This window comes from Streptomyces sp. cf386, assembly GCF_900103585.1.
In the GTDB taxonomy this organism is placed as follows: Bacteria; Actinomycetota; Actinomycetes; order Streptomycetales; family Streptomycetaceae; genus Streptomyces.
Genome location: NZ_FNHV01000040.1, coordinates 33,945 through 50,954 on the forward strand (window position 1 = coordinate 33,945; position 17,010 = coordinate 50,954).

At 70.5% G+C, this 17,010-nt stretch carries 14 protein-coding genes and 1 pseudogene; 10 read left to right on the plus strand and 5 right to left on the minus strand.

The annotated features are described in order from the left end of the window. Positions 1 to 7: 7 nt before the first annotated feature. From BLU79_RS46310 to BLU79_RS46325, 4 genes are all read left to right on the plus strand, one after another. On the plus strand, positions 8 to 2,017 hold the full coding sequence (locus BLU79_RS46310) for an ATP-binding protein (RefSeq protein WP_093912088.1): 2,010 nt from the start codon (positions 8 to 10) through the stop codon (positions 2,015 to 2,017). 131 nt (positions 2,018 to 2,148) lie between these two features. Next, on the plus strand, positions 2,149 to 3,063 hold the full coding sequence (locus BLU79_RS46315; RefSeq protein ID WP_093912089.1) for a peptidoglycan-binding protein: 915 nt from the start codon (positions 2,149 to 2,151) through the stop codon (positions 3,061 to 3,063). Between the two features lie 97 nt (positions 3,064 to 3,160). Next, complete coding sequence (locus BLU79_RS46320; protein ID WP_093912090.1) at positions 3,161 to 3,427, plus strand: LapA family protein; 267 nt, start codon at positions 3,161 to 3,163, stop codon at positions 3,425 to 3,427. A gap of 398 nt (positions 3,428 to 3,825) precedes the next feature. Next, positions 3,826 to 5,067: a PP2C family protein-serine/threonine phosphatase gene (locus tag BLU79_RS46325; RefSeq protein ID WP_093912091.1), complete on the plus strand. Its 1,242-nt coding sequence runs from the start codon at positions 3,826 to 3,828 to the stop codon at positions 5,065 to 5,067. Positions 5,068 to 5,145: 78 nt separating this feature from the next. Here BLU79_RS46325 and BLU79_RS46330 read toward each other — a convergent pair. Further along, positions 5,146 to 5,792: pseudogene (locus BLU79_RS46330) on the minus strand (response regulator). Next, complete coding sequence (locus BLU79_RS46335; RefSeq protein WP_371132085.1) at positions 5,783 to 6,157, minus strand: sensor histidine kinase; 375 nt, start codon at positions 6,155 to 6,157, stop codon at positions 5,783 to 5,785. The pseudogene BLU79_RS46330 and the gene BLU79_RS46335 overlap by 10 nt, the downstream one beginning before the upstream one ends. A gap of 340 nt (positions 6,158 to 6,497) precedes the next feature. Between BLU79_RS46335 and BLU79_RS46340 the strand changes: the two genes are divergently transcribed. The 4 genes from BLU79_RS46340 (at position 6,498) to BLU79_RS46355 (ending at position 11,449) form a co-directional block, all read left to right on the plus strand. Further along, entirely contained in the window at positions 6,498 to 7,976 is a 1,479-nt protein-coding gene (locus BLU79_RS46340; protein WP_177001465.1) for a S8 family peptidase, read from the plus strand. 34 nt (positions 7,977 to 8,010) lie between these two features. Continuing rightward, positions 8,011 to 9,339, plus strand: a complete 1,329-nt coding sequence (locus BLU79_RS48545) for a hypothetical protein (protein WP_093912093.1) — start codon at positions 8,011 to 8,013, stop codon at positions 9,337 to 9,339. After that, positions 9,336 to 10,433 (plus strand): SPFH domain-containing protein, encoded by a 1,098-nt coding sequence (locus tag BLU79_RS46350; RefSeq protein ID WP_093912094.1) that lies wholly within the window; start codon positions 9,336 to 9,338, stop codon positions 10,431 to 10,433. Before BLU79_RS48545 ends, BLU79_RS46350 begins: the two co-directional genes overlap by 4 nt. Before the next feature lie 218 nt (positions 10,434 to 10,651). Further along, positions 10,652 to 11,449, plus strand: coding sequence for a hypothetical protein (locus tag BLU79_RS46355; RefSeq protein ID WP_093912095.1), 798 nt, complete (start codon positions 10,652 to 10,654; stop codon positions 11,447 to 11,449). Positions 11,450 to 11,538: 89 nt separating this feature from the next. Here the strand turns inward: BLU79_RS46355 and BLU79_RS46360 are convergent, their stop codons facing one another. The 3 genes from BLU79_RS46360 to BLU79_RS46370 form a co-directional block, all read right to left on the minus strand. Beyond that, positions 11,539 to 11,775: a helix-turn-helix domain-containing protein gene (locus BLU79_RS46360; protein WP_093912096.1), complete on the minus strand. Its 237-nt coding sequence runs from the start codon at positions 11,773 to 11,775 to the stop codon at positions 11,539 to 11,541. Further along, entirely contained in the window at positions 11,775 to 12,359 is a 585-nt protein-coding gene (locus BLU79_RS46365; RefSeq protein ID WP_093912097.1) for a DUF2975 domain-containing protein, read from the minus strand. The genes BLU79_RS46360 and BLU79_RS46365 overlap by 1 nt, the downstream gene beginning before the upstream one ends. A 63-nt stretch (positions 12,360 to 12,422) precedes the next feature. Next, the gene (locus BLU79_RS46370) at positions 12,423 to 13,829 is read right to left on the minus strand and encodes a M1 family metallopeptidase (RefSeq protein ID WP_093912098.1); all 1,407 of its coding nucleotides are present in this window, start codon (positions 13,827 to 13,829) and stop codon (positions 12,423 to 12,425) included. 87 nt (positions 13,830 to 13,916) lie between these two features. On the opposite strand from BLU79_RS46370, the gene BLU79_RS46375 reads away from it, so the two are divergent. Continuing rightward, positions 13,917 to 16,085, plus strand: a complete 2,169-nt coding sequence (locus BLU79_RS46375; RefSeq protein ID WP_093912099.1) for a protein kinase domain-containing protein — start codon at positions 13,917 to 13,919, stop codon at positions 16,083 to 16,085. A 161-nt stretch (positions 16,086 to 16,246) separates the two neighbouring features. Beyond that, positions 16,247 to 17,010 (plus strand): polysaccharide deacetylase family protein (locus BLU79_RS46380; protein WP_093912100.1); only part of this gene is annotated, 764 nt, incomplete at its 3' end.

A 17,010-nucleotide genomic window follows, 5' to 3' on the forward strand; every position in this document is an offset into this window, starting at 1 on the left:
ACCCTGCATGCCCCAGGAGGTGGCCCGCCAGTTGAACTCACGTCTCGGACACGCGATGCGATTCGGTGTGCTCGGCCCCGTCGAGGTACTGGACGGCGACGTTTCCCTCGATCTGGGGCCCCGGCAGCGCCGGCTGCTGCTCGTCCGCCTGCTCATCGAGGACGGCCGCCCCGTCTCCCAGCACACTCTCTGCCGTGACCTGTGGCCGACCGACCGGCCGACGGGCGCCTCCTCCTCCGTGCGCGCCCACATCAGCCGACTGCGCGCGGTCCTCGACCCGGTACGGCAGGGCCGGTCCGCCATGCTGGTCAGCGGCCCGGCCGGCTACGCCCTGAAGGTGCCCCGCGAGGCACGGGACACGACCCTCTTCGAGGACTCCGTGACCCGGGCCCGCGAGGCCCTCAGAAACCGTCAACTTCCGGGCGCCCGGAAGGAGATCGACGCGGCGCTCGCACTGTGGCGCGGCGAGGCGCTGGCCGAGGCCGCCGAGCACGCCTTCGCGATCCGCGAGCGCACCCGGCTCGACGGCGCCCTCCAGGACGCCAAGGAACTCCAGGCCACGATCCTCGTCCAGCAGGGCGAGACGGAACAGGCGATCGACATCGCCGAGGGCCTCGTACTCAAGGACCCGCACCGGGAGACGTCCTGTGCGCTGCTGATGCGGGCGCTGTACGCGGCGGGACGGCCGGTCGAGGCGCTGAGGCAGTACGAGCGGTTCCGCGACATGCTGGCCACCGAGCTGGGCCTGGACCCCAGCCCCCAGCTGAGGGACCTGCACACCGCGGTCCTGCGGCACGATGTCGCCGTCCTCGGACCTTCTCCGTCCGGTACGACGCTCTCCCCGGGCCCTGACTTCACCGCCGCGTGCGCGCACCCCGACCCGGAACCCTTCGTGGGCCGCGGCGAGCAGACCGCACAGCTGGCCGCCCTGCTGTCGGCCGCGGCCGCGGGCCGCCCCCAATGGGCCGTGGTCAACGGCGAGCAGGGATCCGGCAAGACCCGGCTGCTGGAGGAACTGTCCGCCCGGGCCACGGCGGCCGGGTTCACCGTCGCCCGCACCAAGGGGGGTCAGGCGCTCAGCGGGAACCGTGGGGTCTTCCAGACCTGCCCGACCGTCCAACTCCTGGACGCGCTACGGCAGGACGGCACCGACTCCGCTCAGGACGAGGTCGCGCAGAAGGACCCGCTCGGCACTGTCGTCCATGAGCTCACGCGGGTGCCCACGCTGTGTGTCGTCGACGACCTCGACCAGGCACCGCAGGGCTTCCACCGCCTGCTGCGGCGGCTCGCCAAGGTGGTGCGGGAGGCCCCTGTCCTCTTCGTCTGCACCCTGCGCAACCCCGACGCCCCCGTGTCCAGCATGCTGCTTGCGGAGCTGGCCCCGCTCGGCGCGACCTGGCTGACCCTGGAGCCGCTGACCACCGACGACGTGGCCGAGCTGCTCGCGGCGCGCGGCGAGGATGTCCCGCCCGGGGCGGCGGCGGCACTGCACCGGCGTGGTGAGGGGCACCCGTTCGCCCTGGCCGAGCTGCTCAAGCTGCCACCCGGCCGACGCACCGGGCCTCAGGCACAAGTGCCCGCCGCGGTACGCAACATCCTCCACGCGAGGCTGGTCGAGCTGCCCGATCCGGCCCGGACCATGCTCACCTACGCCGCCGCCGACGGCGAATGGCTGGACGTCGGCCTGCTCGCCGACGTCCAGGGCCTGGCACCGGACGAGCTGCTGCCCCTGATCGACGCCGCCGTGACCGCCCGCATCCTGCTCTGGGACGCCGACCCCGACGCGGTCGGCACCGGCCGCTACCGGTTGCCCGAGCTGCCCCGCGACGTGGTGCTGAGCACCCAGACCCCGTCCTCCCGACAGCTTCGGCACGCCGCGCTCGCCCGCGAGCTGGCGGGACGTGACGATGCCGACCCGGTCCGCCTGACCCGGCATCTGCGTGCGGCAGGCCCCATGGCCCCGGTCGCGGGCCCCGCCCGGAGCGACCGTTCCTCCGTCCTGGGACAAGGACACTGACCTCCCTTTCTTTCGTTCTCCCCTTCCTTTCGTTCTTCCCTTTCCTTTCGTTCTCCCCTTCTCGTCCTTCCCTTCTCGTCCTTCCCTCCTCGCCCAACCGAGCGAGGACACACTCACTTCAGGAGTCCGTGATGAGCACCAAGACGGGACCGCAGCGATACCCCGGCGCGAGTCGGGCCAACTGGTACCAGGACGACTTCGGCGGTGACCCGATGCAGGTCAACGTCGTCGTCCTGCACACCACGGAGGGTCCCACCCTCCCCGGCTACGGCGGCGGCTCCTCCGCACCGAACCTGACGGCGGTCCCGGACCTCGCCGCCAAGAAACTGAAGTGGTACCAGCACTTCGACATAGAGACCTCCTCCAGAGCGCTGGTCAATCTGCGGGGCGGCGTCGAGACGAACACCATGAACGTGTGCCAGGTCGAGCTGGTCGGCACCTGCGACCCGAAGACCCACGCGAAGTGGAAGGCCGCAGGCCAGGCGCACATCTACTGGCCGGACGCCCCCGACTGGGCACTGCAGGGCGTCGCCCGCTTCCTGGCCTGGATGCACGAGGAACACGGCGTACCGCTGTCCGGCCCGAAGACGTGGCCCGCGTACCCCACGTCGTACGGAGCCGGCGGCCAGCGGCTGACAGGCGCGCAGTGGTCGGACTTCAAGGGCGTCTGCGGGCACATGCATGTGCCCGAGAACGTTCACGGTGACCCCGGCGCGATCGACTTCGCCAGGATCGTGAAGTACGCGAAGGCCGACCTGGACGTGGACGACGACACCCCGGAGACGACGACACCGGCCAAGCCGAAGGTCCCCGCGTTCCCGGGACGCAAGTACTTCGCGGCCGGCGCCTCGAACGCGTACGTCCTGCAGCTCGGCAAGCAGCTGGTGAAGCGCGGCTTCGGCGACCACTACAAGGTCGGCCCGAGCAGGACCTGGGGCGAGGCGGACCGGCTGAACGTGCGGGACTTCCAGAAGTCACGGAAGGAACTGCGCGGCGACGCCGACGGCAACCCCGGACCGCTGACCTGGCGCCTGCTGTTCTCCTGAAAACCAGGACGGAGCCGCCGCCCGCGGTTCCTTCGGTGGCGCGCCACGTGGTGAAAGGGGACGCTGGATGCGGGGGCACGTGAGGGAGAGGCACCCCATGGCCGAGACCAGCACAGACCACAAGGCTCACACGCCGTTCCTTTCCCGCCCCGGCGTCCGCCGCCTCATACCGTTCGCTCTGATCACCGCGGTCGCTCTGATCTTCATCTTCGAGAACCGCGCGAGCGTCAAGATCCGCCTCCTCATCCCAGAGGTGACCATGCCGCTGTGGGGTGCCCTGTTGATCGCCTGGGGCCTCGGCATGCTGGCCTGCGCCTTCACTGTGCGTCGACGCCCGAACCGGCATTCACGACAGCCGCGGTGAATTCCGGGGCGGACTGGGGGGAAGCGCGGCGCCCAGCCGGAGTTCTTCCCCATTGCGAGAGCATTTCGCGTATATCAGGGCATACGATAGTAAATGGGCCAGCGCACTCTCACGTGCCAGGGCCCGGAAGGGCGGCCCCGGTGTGCATACGCCGGGGCCGTTACGGAGGGCGAGGAGGGCCTCTCGGACCCATGCCCCGTCGGCTCAAGCCTCTTGCGGCGACGTAGTCGGATACGCCGTCGGGACATTGATGGTGTCGGCGCCGTTCCCGTCGGCATCGCCCCGCACCGGCTGCGGTGCGACGAAGCCGGGGCACCGGGTCGTCTGGCGAACACCGTGTGGACGCTGCCGCCCAGTGAGTTCCCCAGGCCCCTGGGACGAAGGGAAGCAGATCAGCGATGACGGGCGGTGGGCGGAAGCCGGGCAGGATCGGGGTGGACCGGTCGGAGGGGTTTGGCGAACGGCTGCTGGGTGTGCTGCTGGACCGGGCCCACGAGATGCCGCCGGAGTTGATCGCCCCACTCGTCGCGGAAGAGGTGGCCAGGGTCGGGGGGCGGGAGGTCTCCATCCTCCTGCAGGACTACGAACAGGTGCTGCTGGTGCCGCTGCCGGGCCGGAGGCTGAGGGTCGGCGGCCCCGAGCCGGTCGAGGACTCCCCGGCCGGCGAGGCGTTCCTGAGCCGCAGAACGGTAGAGGTGCCGCAGGACGGCAGTGTGCGGATGTACCTGCCGCTGCTGGACGGCAGCGACCAGATCGGGGCGATGGCCGTCACCCTGGACAGGGTCGATGACGACGACCGGCGGTTGCTCCGCAGACTCGCCGGTCTGGTCGCGGACATGATCGTCACCAAGGACGCCTACACCGACCTGTTCTTCCAGGCCCGCCGCAGCGCACGGATGAGCGTGGCCGCGGAGATCCAGTGGTCGTTGCTGCCCCCGCTGTCGATGACTGTTCCCCAGGTCGAGGTGGCCGGAATCCTGGAGCCCGCCTACGACGTGGCCGGCGACAGCTTCGACTACGCCCTCAACGGCGACATCCTTCACATGGCCATGATCGACGCGATGGGCCACGGGCTGGACGCGGCGACCATGGCGACGGTGGCCATCGGTGCCTATCGCCACACGCGACGGGCCCATACCGATCTGTCCCAGGTGTACGCCTTCATGGACAGGGCCATCAATGAGCAGTTCGGCCACGACCACTTCGTCACCGCACAGATGATGGTTCTGAACATCGCCACAGGCCGGCTGCACTGGGTCAACGCCGGTCACCCGGCTCCGTTCCTGATCCGAGACCGCGCTGTGGTGGACCGGCTGGACAGCCCGACCACGTTGCCCGTCGGCTTCGGCGGTGAGGACCCGGTGGTCAGCGAACGCACACTGCGCCCCGGGGACCGGTTGCTGTGCTTCACCGACGGCCTGTTCGAGGAGCGCCAGACCGGCGGGGAACAGTTCGGTGAGGAGCAGCTCATCGAGTGGACCAACCGCATCCTCCGCGGCCGCACCGAGGTACGGGCAGTGGTGCGCGCGCTCTCCCACGCCCTGAAGCAGGAACGTGGCGGCAGCACGAGTGACGACGCGACCATCTTCCTGGTCGAGTGGCGAGGCGGCGACGCCGACCATCTCGCCACCCTCGATTGAGCCCGCGATGACCTCGCGCGTGCGCGCGTACGGGCGGGCATGACGCTCGCCAACGCCTCGCGCACCGCTCGTCGCCGGTCATGTGCGGAGGTAGGTGAGGACGGCGAGGACGCGGCGGTGTCCCTGGCCGTCCAGGTGCAGTTCCAGTTTCTGGAGGATGTTGCCGACGTGCTTGTTGACTGCCGCTTCGGTGACGTACAGCTCGCGGGCGATGGCGGCGTTGGTGCGCCCCTCGGCCATCAGGGCGAGGACCTCGCGCTCTCGTGGGGTGAGGCGTTGCAGGGGATCGCGGCGGCGGTTGAGGAGTTGGCGGACCACGTCGGGGTCCACGACCGTCGCGCCCGCGGCGACCTGGGTGACCGCGCGACGAATTCACCGACGGCGCTGACGCGGTCCTTGAGGAGGTAGCCGACCCCGGTGTCGCTGCCCAGGTCGAGCAGGCGGGCGGCGTAGGACTGCTCGATGTACTGGCTGAGTACCAGGACCGGCAGGGTGGGATGCTCGTGGCGCAGGGCGACAGCGGCGCGCAGGCCGTCGTCGGTGTGGTCCGGTGGCATCCGGACGTCGGTGACGACGATGTCGGGGTCGTGTTCCCGCGCTGCGGTGACCAGGGCGTTCGCGTCGCCGACGGCGGCGAGCACCTGGTGACCGAAGCGGGTGAGCACACCGACCAGGCCGTCCCGCATCAGCGGGGAGTCCTCGGCGAGTACGACGGTCAGCGACACGGCGACTCCACACGCAGCAAGGTGGGCCCGCCTTGAGGGCTCGATATGCGGAGCCTGCCGTCCGCCACGGCAACGCGGTCGGCCAGGCCGATGAGGCCGGTGCCCGCCTCCGGGGTGGCTCCGCCGACGCCGTCGTCGCTGATGGACAGAGCGAGAATGTCGGTGTGCAGGCGGGCATGCACCTCCGTTCGGTTCGCCTCGCTGTGCTTGGCGGCGTTGGTCAGGGCCTCGGCGATCACGAAGTACGCCGTGGTCTCCACGGAGAGCGGCAGCCGACGCGGCAGACGGATGTCGACCGTGACGGGCAGGGCGGAACGGCCCGAGAGGTTCTCGACCGCTGCGGCCAGGCCATGTGGTTCCTCCACGGAAGTGGAAAGCGAGGACGCTTGCACGATCAAGACTCGCCAACGGGCGACAAGGCTGCGGTCGGGGAAGGCCAGGCGGACGTCAGCTCCACGCCTGTAGTGGGCCGTAGTGGCGCGGACTGGTGGTGGGACCGGCATGGCACGCGCCCCCCGAGTACGTCCGTGCGCCGCGCTGCGACGGACGCGTACTCCGCTGTTCCGCTGCCCGCCCGTCCCCACCTCACCTAGCGTGCAGGGAGGTCTCCGGGGGGATTCCACGCGTCGGTGGCCCCGACAGAGACGGTCCATGTTCCGTGCGCGGGGGGCGACGCCTGACGCACGCCTGTCTCGAGGGAAACGTATGGATGCTGCCGGAGGCGGGCCGGGCCGGGTGCGGGCCGACCGTTCAGTCATCTCCCCCGCGCTGTACGAGTGCCTGGACGCGGGCGACTCCGCCCTGAGAGTGATCTTCGATCTCAACCCGGACTACCCGCGGGGACTGACGGGCGCCGCATCCGAGGTCGGCGTGCTGCTCGGGCAGGCCGCCATCGAGTTCGGCAGGGTCGATCCCGAGGAGCAGACCCGTACACCGCACGACCTGGGCGGGCCCTACGTGGCCGCTCTGCTCTCGCCCCAGGCGCTGCTGTGGATCGTGCGCCGGGACCTGGAGCAGGCGGAGCGCGACGACTGGAGCCTGCGGGCGATCCGCAGGGTGTGGCCCGACTTCGAGGTCCATCCGCTGCTCGACCGGTCCCTGGCGACGATCAAGGCCGACGCCGCCCGGGCGGCCTTCGCCGCGGCCGGCGCGGGCATTACCTGGGCGGTCGTCGACTCCGGGATCGACCAGCGGCATCCGCACTTCCGCACGTGGCGCAACCTCGACCTGCCGACACACGTCGAGCACATCGACTTCACCGGTGAGCGCTCCCCGCTCACCGACGAAGTGGGGGTGGGGCACGGCACGGCGGTGGCCGGCATCGTCGGGGGCGAGGCACGCGGCGGGGAGGACGGTCCGCTGCGGATCCGGCGCACCCTGCTCGACGGCGACCGCGGCATTGATGCCAAGGCCGAGACGCTGGAGCACATCAGCGGCGTCGCGCCGCAGTGCAAACTGGTGTCCTACAAGGTGTTCAGCCCGCGGAGGCCGAGCAGCGTCAGCACGGTGCTGGCCGCATTGGCACACATCCAGCGCGTCAACGACCACGGCCGCAACCTGCGCATCCACGGCGTCAATCTGAGCCTCGGCTACCCCATCGACCCGGACTGGTTCGTCGGCAGCTACTCGCCGCTGTGCACCGAGGTGGACCGGCTCACCCGGTCCGGGGTCGTCGTGGTGGCCGCAGCGGGCAACACGGGCCTGGTACGGCTCAACTCGGTCGGCGGCGGCGTGGCGGGCGCGCAGGGCGCCTTCGGGGCGCAGCTGACGATCACCGATCCCGGGAACGCGCGCTACGCCCTCACCGTCGGCTCCACCCACCGCGAGGCACCGCACACCTACGGCGTCTCCTGCTTCTCCGCGAAGGGCCCGACCGGCGACGGCCGCCTCAAACCCGACCTCGTCGCGCCGGGGGAGCGGGTGCTGTCCGCCGCGAGTCTGCGCCCCCAGCCCGACGAGGAGGAGTGGGACAACCCCGCGTACACGGAGTTCAGCGGCACGAGCTTCGCGGCGCCCCACGTCTCCGGCGCCATCGCGGCCTTCCTGTCCGTGCGACGGGAGTTCATCGGACAGGTCGACCGGGTGCGGGAGATCTTCACCGATTCGGCGGTGGACCTGGGTCGGCTGCCGGAGTTCCAAGGGCGCGGCCTGGTCGACCTGATGAGGGCGCTCCAGTCCGTCTGAGTCACGGCCGAAACGCGGAGGGGGTGCGCGACCGATGACGGCGACACTGAGCGGTTTTCCCTACACGCCGCTGCGGTTCGACGCCGCTGGTGCCCTGGGGCCGGGCGGCACCGGCCTGAACGCCGACGGCCTGGCGGCGTGGCTGGCGGCCGGGCAGGCCACCGACGCGGTGCTGCTGTCGCACGGCTGGCGCAACGACGCCCCCACCGCGCACCGGCTGTACGACACTCTGGCAGCCTCCGCGCGGGCCGTGCTGCCCCGGGTGCCCGGGGCGGGGGGCCGCCGCATCCACCTCGTCGGCGTGCACTGGCCCTCGCAGCACTTCGCACCGGTGACCGACCCGTTGACGGAGCCCTCGTCCGACGCGTCCGCGGGATGGGTCCCGCGCACCAGAGGCGCTCGCCCCGCAGAGGTACGCGACGGGTACGAGCGGTTCATCGGCGCGCTCGATCCCAAGGCCCGGGCGGACGCGCCGGACGGCACGACGCTGGCGTTCGAGATCGAGCGGTCGCCATCGGCCCGGGTACGTCTGGTGCGCTGGGTCCAGACCGTGCTGCCCGGCAGGCAGGCACCTGCCGGCGCCTTGGACGGGGCATCCGAGCCCGACGACGAGAACGGACTCCTGGCCGCCGACCCCGAGGACGTGGTGCGCAGACTGTCCTCGGACGTGGTCGCGCCCGCCGACCAGGAGGGAGACGGTACGGTCGGCGCCGGCGGCGGGGTGACCGGCCGTCACTCCCGCGCCGCGGTAAGGCTGCTGGACTTCGGAACGTATGCCGTCATGCGGGACCGGGCCGGGCGGATCGGGGCCCGGGGGTTGGCGCCGGTGCTGGACCGCCTCCACGACCTCGTGCCCCACTGCGCCGTCCACCTGGTGGGGCACAGCTTCGGGGCGCGGCTGGCCGCCACGGCGGCCCTCGCCACAGCCAGGCCGGGGCAGGTGCGCTCCCTGTGCCTGCTCCAGGCCGCGTTCTCCCACTACGGACTGGCCCACCGCTGGGACGGAACCGCAGACGGGGAATTCCGCGGCCTGATCGGCCAACAGCTCGTGAGCGGGCCGCTCCTGGTCACCCATACGGTCAACGACCGGGCCGTCGGCTATCCGTATGCAGTGGCCTCCCTGCTGCTGGGGCATGTCGGCGTCGGCCTCGGTGGCCCCGACAGTGCCTATGGAGCTCTCGGGCGCAACGGGGCACGGCGCACTCCGGAGGCCGACGGTCTCACGCTGCTGGGGGTGGGCGAGCCCTACACCTGGCGCTCAGGTCGGGTGCACAACCTGCGCGCCGACGCATTCGTCAGCGGTCACCACGATGTGGCAGGACACGAGGTGGCCCACGCCGTCCTGAGCGCGGTGACGGCATGACCCAGCAGTTCGTCGTCCTGCTGCTCTTCGTCGTACTTCTACTCACCGGGGGGTCGGTGGTCTTGGCCAGTTTGTCGCAAGCGCTGGGGTCGGGAGAGGCGGCCGTGATCTCCGGACGCTGGGGCGGTCGCCCCGACCGGGCCGTCCTGGGGGGTCGGGTGATGGTCCTGCCCGGCGAGCGGCTGCATCTGATCTCGCTGGGCATCCGCTCCGCCGAGTGCAAGGTGCAGTGTCGTACTCAGGACAGAGCGGTGCTGCACGTCATGGTCCGGCTCACCTTCCAGGTGGGCCGGGAGGAGCGGGACGTACTGGAGTTCTTCCGGAACTTCGGCCAGGACGGCAACGAGCTGACGCCGCAGGTCGACGCGGTCCTCACCCGGCATCTCCAGGCCGTGCTGGAGACGCTGTCGACCGAGCAGGCCGAGCTGGGCTCGGCCCTGATCATCGAGCGGACGGGCGGGCCGGTCGCCGCCGACTTCGCCGGCGTGGGATTGAGTCTGGTGTCCCTGGGCGTGGACGTGGTCCTACCGGACGGCTACGAGACCGCCCGTGCCCGGCAACTGACGCTGCGGCAACAGATCGAGACCACCCGCCTCGACATCCACCAGCAGGACCTGCTGCACACGGCCCAGGTGGAGCGCGAGAATCGCGAGGCGCAGGCCCGCGCGGATCAGTGGAGGTACGAGGAGCGGCAGCGCATCCAGACGTCGATCGAACGGGTCGACGTGGACCGCCACCAGCGCGAGGCGGACCGGGAGCACCAGGCGGCGCAGGCCAGGCTCGCCGCCGAGCAGCTTCAGCAGGAGTACGCGGTGCGCAGCGAGTACGAGCAGATCATCCTGCGGACCACGCTCGTGGAGAGGCTGCCGCAGGTCCTGGAGGCGCAGGGCAAGCTCCTCCCCGAGCTGCGCACGTACATCGGTGGCTCCGACAAGGAGGGCCTGCCCGCTCTGATCAAGGGACTTGCCTCGTACGGGCTGCCCATCATGGAGGAGGTCCGCAAGATCTTCGACGAGATCCCCACCGGGCAGCGTCTACTGGAACAACGACGCGACGACGGCACAGCGCCGCCCGAGCGGCCCGTGGCGGACTGAGACCGATGCGGCCAAGGTCCCTCGCTTCTGCTTGTGCTCCCGAATTCATCTCGCGCGTAGAGAAGTTGGCCAGCGGTCGATGATTCCACCAACCCAAGGAGAAGCCAGGGTTAAGTGATGTTCCGGGTCGGCAAGAGTGCACAACCCCCCACCCGCCCCCTCTGTCTGATGCGGGTGAAGTCACCACCCAATTCATCAAGCGTGGGGGAAACCAGACCATGCGCATACGCGCCACTGTCGCCACCGCCACCGCCGCTGCTCTCAGCGCCGCGCTGGCCGTCACCGCTCTCGCCGTCCCGGCCGCCGGGGCCGAGCAGGACGACACGCCCACAGAGATCAGGAACATCGAGGTCAACCAGAACCGCGACTACACCGTTGTCGTCGAGGCCGCACGGAAGATCAAGTTCCCGATCTCCGCGATGGTCCGCGACCCGTCGGGCATCCAGAGCGTGTCGTTCGAGCTGCAGCACGGAGCGACCGAGGCGGAAGTCGACGGGCGCATCGCGCAGGTCGGTTCCAGCCACTGCGTGAAGGTCGACGAGTACTGGTCCAAGTGCGAGGCCTTCCTGTACGCCGACCCGTACACGAACCTCAAGAGCAACGCCCTCGCCGGTGCCTGGGGCATCAACTTCGTGGCCGTCGACGGCGAGGGCAACGTCACCCGCGAGGATTACATGCCCCTGGCACGCATCAAGCGCAAGACCCACCTGTCCCTGGCCAACGCCACCCCGGAGCCGGTGAAGAAGGGCAAGGACGTCACGGTCAAGGCACGGATGATCGTCGCCAGCTGGGAGAAGCACAAGGACGTGCCCCTCATCGGGCACCAGGTGCTGCTCCAGTTCCGCAAGGGCACGAGCGGTGCCTGGACCACGCTGAAGAAGGTCAAGACCGACCGGGACGGCTGGGCCACGACCACCGTGAAGGCGACCGTGGACGGCCAGTACCGCTACGACTTCGCGGGTACGTCCCTCACCCAGGCCAGGTCCGGCCTGGCCGACTTCGTCGATGTGAAGTGAGCCCGGACCGGTGAAGTGACCCTGAAGTGACCCTCCCCTGCCCGCGACACCGGCGGGCAGGGGACCTTCTCGTGCGCGCCGCGGGTCAGCTACGGCCCCGGCTTGGCCGGATCGTGGGTGATCAGGTCCCCCGGCTGGCACCGGAGGACATCGCAGATCCTCGACAGGGTCGAGAAGCGGATCGCCTTGGCCCGTCCGTTCTTCAGCACGGACAGGTTGACGACGGTGATGCCCACTTGCGCGGCCAGCTCGGTGAGGGTCATGCCGCGGTCGGCGAGAAGGCGGTCGAGGTGGATCCGGATCGCGTGAGGTTCCTCTTCGGACATCAGATGGTCCCTTCGAGGTCCTCTCGCATGCGCACGCCCTCACGCATGATCTTCCCCATGATCACTGCCGCGAGGCCGGCGAGGACGAGCACCAGCGGCCCGGAGATCGTCGGCCCGGAACCGACGATCGGCGCCATGCTCCCGACGAGCCAGGATCGCGACCAGCCCTCAAGTAGGCCGGCCAGCGGCGTGCCCACGGCGACGAACCAGCCGAGGACGGAGAGCCGTTGTGCCACCGCCTCGGTGAACGGGCCCTGCACCATGACGGCCTTCAGCAGGCGGGAGAAGAGCAGCAGCGCGAGCGCACCGAACAGCAGCCAGGGCAGTTCGCCCCCGAGGTCTGCGGCACGCTGCCCCACGGAGGGACTGTCCTGGCACAGGCGCGCTGCACTGCTGGACGCCTCCACGCCCGCGCGCACCGGCAGCGAGTCCGCCAGTGTGGCGTTGCGCCAGAAGTCCGTCTGCACACAGACCGCCCCGTCGTCGAGCATGTGCGTGACCCCCGTGCCGAGGAAGGCCAGCCCGCAGAGCACCGCCAGCGCCCAGGTCACCGAGGCCAGGGCCCTCGTGAGTCGCGTGTTCATCTCATCTCCCCGTATCGATTTTCGATAAGTCCACCGTAGCGGAGCATATCGATAATCGACAAGTCAGCGGATGCGGTGCTTCTTCCAGAAGGGATCCAGGTCGATGTCCGTCATGGACTGTGCGGCCCTCTTGAAGTCGGCGGTGGTGGAGACGCCGTACCAGTGGTCGCGGGCGTACCGCTTGAGGAGTCGGGCCATCGGGTCGGCGCCGATGGTGCGCTCCAGGTTCGCCAGGGCGCAGGATCCGGCCGTGTAGACGAGGTGGTACTCACCTGGGTGCTTGGCCCAGTAGGCCATCGAGTTGGTGAGCGCGGTGTCCTCGCTCGGCCAGTCGTCGTCCGACCAGCAGTCGCGTGTGTCCCAGCCGTAGAAGCGCGCGTTGGCGTACTGGGCGAAGCTCTCGTCCAGCCAGGGCGCGCCGTACTCGTCATTGCCCACGATGCCGTACCACCACTGGTGGGCCACCTCGTGGACGACGGCGCTGCCCTCCTCGGTGGTGCCGAGGATGACCAGGCCGGGGTACTCCATACCGCCGCCGAACTCCTTGGTCATCACGAGGTCGATCTCGCCGTACGGATAGCGGCCGAACTCCTTGCCGAAACGGTCGACGGCGGCGACGCCGTCCTTGCGGTTGAGGCGTACACCCGCCGCAGGTGTGTTCGGCGCCCAGTACGACTTCACGCGCACACCACCGGGCGAGGTCTCGGTCGCCGTGCGGAACGGGCCCGCCGCCCACGCGAAGTCCCGCACCCGGTGCGCGACGCTGTGCGTGATCGTGCGCCCGGACGTGCCGTGGCTGGTCCAAGTGCGGCCGGTCGCCGGAACCTTGAGGGTCGACGGGTGGTCGATGCGCACCCGGAAGTCGCTCGCCAGGGCGTAGAAGCTCTCGCCGATCGACACGTACGGATCGAGGTGCCAGCCCTTCGCGTCGTGCACGGCGAGCACCGGCAGGGCGTTGCCCAGGAAGCGGAAGGCGCCCTCGCGGCCGAAGCGGTCGCTGCGCTGGGGCACGTTGATGGACACGTCGAAGGAGACGGCCGTCCGCTCGCCGCGCGCGAGCGGCTTCGGCAGGGTGATGCGCAGCGCGGTGCAGTTCACGGTGAGGCGGCCCGCGGTGCCACCGCGCACCTGGGACACCTTGACCGGGGACGGCTTGCCCGGCGTGCCGCACTTGTCGTCGCCGTTGCCCCACAGACGTACGTACACCTCGCGCAGGGGCTGATCGGAGGCGTTGCGGAACGACACCCGCTGCCGGCCCGTCCAGTGGGAGCCGTCGGAGTCGCCGCGCAGGGACACGTCGTAGCGAAGCCGGTCGGGAGTCGGAGCCTCGGCCTCGGGTGCCTGTGTGGGTGCCGGTGCCGTGACGGCTTCGGCTCCGGTGGCGCCCGCCGCCACGAGCAAGGCGAGCGGGACAACCAGCAGACGGCGACCGGCCCTTGACCACCACGCGTGTGTGCGTATCGACGACATGGCAGCGGATCCTGCCACACACCGCTCAGGGGCAGGCCCTACGCTGACCCCCGTGAGGCTGTCAGCCGCTGGGAAGGATGATCTGCGATGACGTCCCTGAGCACCGGGGACCCGGAGTCCATAGGCGAGTACACCCTTCTCGGTCGGCTCGGGGCAGGCGGCATGGGCGTCGTCTATCTGGGAGTCTCCGCCTCCGGACGGCAGGTCGCGGTCAAGCTCGTGCACGGGGCGTACGCCCAGGACGAGGAGTTCCGCACGCGCTTCCGGCAGGAGATCGCGGCAGCGCGCAGGGTGAGCGGCGCCTTCACCGCGCCCGTCGTGGACGCCGATCCGGACGCCGACCAGCCGTGGATGGCGACGCTCTACGTGCCGGGGCTCAGCCTTGCCGAAGTCGTGAAGAAGAACGGCCCGTTGAACCGGCGGGAACTGCGCGCGCTGGGACTGGGGCTGACCGAGGCGCTGCGCGACATCCACCGGGCGGGACTGGTGCACCGGGACCTCAAACCGGCCAACGTCCTGATGACCGAGGACGGGCCGCGCGTCATCGACTTCGGCATATCGCGCGCTGCCGACAACCAGAGCCTCACCATGACGGGGCGGGTGATCGGCACTCCGCCCTTCATGTCGCCGGAACAGCTCGGCTCTCCCCGGGACGTCACCCCGGCCTCGGACGTGTTCTCGCTGGGGTCGCTGATGGTGTTCGCGGCCGTCGGCACGGGACCGTTCGACGCCGACAGCCCGTACATGACCGGCTATCAGGTGATGTATGAGTCCCCGGACCTCGACGGGGTGCCCGACGCGTTCCTGCGCATCGTCGAGCGCTGCCTCGACAAGGACCCGGCCGCACGGCCGGAACTGGCGGATCTGCATCGCCTGCTCCAGGCGCTGCCGGAACTGCCGGAGTCAGACGCCACCGCGGCCCCGAAGGCCAGGGAGTCCGCGAAACCCCGGCCCCGCCCCGCCCCTTGGGGCGCGGCCACCGTCTCCGCGGGCGCCGCGTCCGGCACCGGCAAGGGACGCCGAACCCGGATGTCGCTCACCGCCCTCGGCGCGGCGCTGGCCATCACGGGGCTGAGTATCGGGGTGGGTGTCTTCGTGTCGGGCAGGGACACGACCACCGCCTCCAACGCCGGCGCCACCGCCGACGCCGAGACCACCGCCCGTGCCGCGTCCCTGCCCGACGGCTGGCGGCCGTGGCGCGCTGCCCTGCGGTACGACGTGAAGGGGGTCCCTCTCGACTACGGGACCCTCGGGTGCGTGGCGGACGGAGGCGCCCTGTTCTGCGGTGGTACGGGCTTCACGGTCGCCAGGATCGACCCGGCCTCCGGCCGCACCCTGTGGCGGATCGGCACCCGTCCGCAGGGGGTGCAGCCGATCGGCGTTCGCGACGGGCTGGTCTATGCGTACGAGGATCCGGACGACACGGTCAGGCGCGTGGTGGCCCTCGACGCCGCCACCGGCGAGCGGCGCTGGCAGAGGGACATCAACAAGGCCGCGGACCCGGTCCTGTACGACGGCGGACTGCTGACCCTGTCTCCGGACTACTCGCGGTTCATCGCCTACGGGCAGTCCGGCAAGGAACTGTGGCAGGCGCCTTCGCTGGACGAAATCTGCACTCCGTCGGCGCTGGGAGGCGTCCCCTACGCCCTGTGCTCGGCCGGCACCGAGCCCGGCCAGGCCCCGATCGACCTGATGAGGCTCGAACCCGACGACCTGGCCGAGACCGCCACACTGCCCCGGAAGGCGCTGGCGCTCGGTGCCGTCGGCGGGCAACCCCTGTTCCTCGCCCCCCAGACCGCGAAGGACGTCTACGAAGCCGGGTACGAACGGCCGTACAACGCGCTGTTGCGCGTGGACCCGAAGACCGGGCAGGTCAGGCGGATACCGCTGGCACGTCCGCTGACCGGCGCGGCCACCCTGGTGGACGGCGTCGTCTACTTCGTCCGGTCCGACGGGTCGGTCACCGCGGTGTCGGCGGACAGCGGCAAACAGCTCTGGCAGAAGACGACGGACATGGAGAGCCTGTCCGCGCCCGTGGTGTCGGCGACGTACAAGCGGGTCTATTTCTCCAACCGCTTCGGCCGCCTGCTGGCGCTGAACAGCCGCACCGGAGCGGAGGTGTGGCGCACCTCCGCGCTGGACGACCCCGGGGACAGGGCGCAGGGCACCCCGCCGCGCGTGCTGCTCGTCAAGGACGCGATCGTGGCGACGGCCGGCGACACAGCCTTCTCCCGGAGCCCGGACGGGCCCGGCTGACCGGTCCGATCCCGCCCGTCGCTCGCCGAGTTGTCCGCGAACTCCCCCGGGATTGTCCGTGATCGGTAACGGACGGATCCGGTGGCCGCCGTCCCTCGTCCTGCCAGGTGGTCGCAAGGCGGCCGAGGTTCGGTGCGGAACTGCGCGAAGGCGGGGCGGACATGGCACGGCACGGCGGCGGGCGGGGCTGGTACGGCAAGGTGGTCGGGGCGGCGCTCGGGGTGACCCTGCTCGCCGCCGGTGCCGCGGCGTGGACCGCGCAGGCCGGTGCCGTGGTCGGCTCGCCGTCGAAGGCGACCGCGTCGGCCACGCCGGGCGGTGACGTCAAGCCGGTCGACGTGAGCATCGTGCACGCGTCGGACGCGGGGGCGCGCGGCGTCAACATCACCATCGACGACGGGCCCGACCCCGTGTGGACCCCGCAAGTGCTCGACGTGCTGCGAGAGTACGGGGTGAAGGCCACGTTCTGCATGGTGGGTACGCAGGCCCAGGCACACCCGGACCTGGTCAAGGACGTGGTGGCGGCCGGGCACCGGCTGTGCGACCACTCGGTGTCGCACGACACCACCATGGACCGCAAGTCCGAGGCCTACCAGTCGCAGCAGATCCTGGACGCCGAGCGCATGATCACCAAGGCGTCCGGGGGCGTACGGCCGATGTACTACCGGGCCCCCGGCGGGGCCTTCACCCCCTACAGCCGCCACCTCGCCGCGTCCCACGGAATGCGCCCGCTCGGCTGGAACATCGACTCCAAGGACTTCGAACTCCCCGGCACCGAGGCCATGGTCGCCACCGTCAAGAACGAGATCTCCAACGGCCCGACCCTCCTCTTCCACGACGCGGGCGGAGACCGCTCCCAGACCGTGGCCGCCCTGCGCGAAGTCCTGCCGTGGCTCAAGGAGCAGGGCTACTCCTTCGGCTTCCC

Excerpts from the sequence above, each read along its gene's own strand:
- BLU79_RS46320 (WP_093912090.1), top strand. The coding sequence starts at position 3,161 with ATGGCCGAGACCAGCACAGACCACAAGGCTCACACGCCGTTCCTTTCC.
- BLU79_RS46355 (WP_093912095.1), top strand. The coding sequence starts at position 10,652 with ATGCGCATACGCGCCACTGTCGCCACCGCCACCGCCGCTGCTCTCAGC.
- BLU79_RS46365 (WP_093912097.1), bottom strand. The coding sequence starts at position 12,359 with ATGAACACGCGACTCACGAGGGCCCTGGCCTCGGTGACCTGGGCGCTG.
- BLU79_RS46375 (WP_093912099.1), top strand. The coding sequence starts at position 13,917 with ATGACGTCCCTGAGCACCGGGGACCCGGAGTCCATAGGCGAGTACACC.
- BLU79_RS46340 (WP_177001465.1), top strand. The coding sequence starts at position 6,498 with ATGGATGCTGCCGGAGGCGGGCCGGGCCGGGTGCGGGCCGACCGTTCA.
- BLU79_RS46370 (WP_093912098.1), bottom strand. The coding sequence starts at position 13,829 with ATGTCGTCGATACGCACACACGCGTGGTGGTCAAGGGCCGGTCGCCGT.
- BLU79_RS46360 (WP_093912096.1), bottom strand. The coding sequence starts at position 11,775 with ATGTCCGAAGAGGAACCTCACGCGATCCGGATCCACCTCGACCGCCTT.
- BLU79_RS48545 (WP_093912093.1), top strand. The coding sequence starts at position 8,011 with ATGACGGCGACACTGAGCGGTTTTCCCTACACGCCGCTGCGGTTCGAC.
- BLU79_RS46325 (WP_093912091.1), top strand. The coding sequence starts at position 3,826 with ATGACGGGCGGTGGGCGGAAGCCGGGCAGGATCGGGGTGGACCGGTCG.
- BLU79_RS46350 (WP_093912094.1), top strand. The coding sequence starts at position 9,336 with ATGACCCAGCAGTTCGTCGTCCTGCTGCTCTTCGTCGTACTTCTACTC.
- BLU79_RS46310 (WP_093912088.1), top strand. The coding sequence starts at position 8 with ATGCCCCAGGAGGTGGCCCGCCAGTTGAACTCACGTCTCGGACACGCG.
- BLU79_RS46315 (WP_093912089.1), top strand. The coding sequence starts at position 2,149 with ATGAGCACCAAGACGGGACCGCAGCGATACCCCGGCGCGAGTCGGGCC.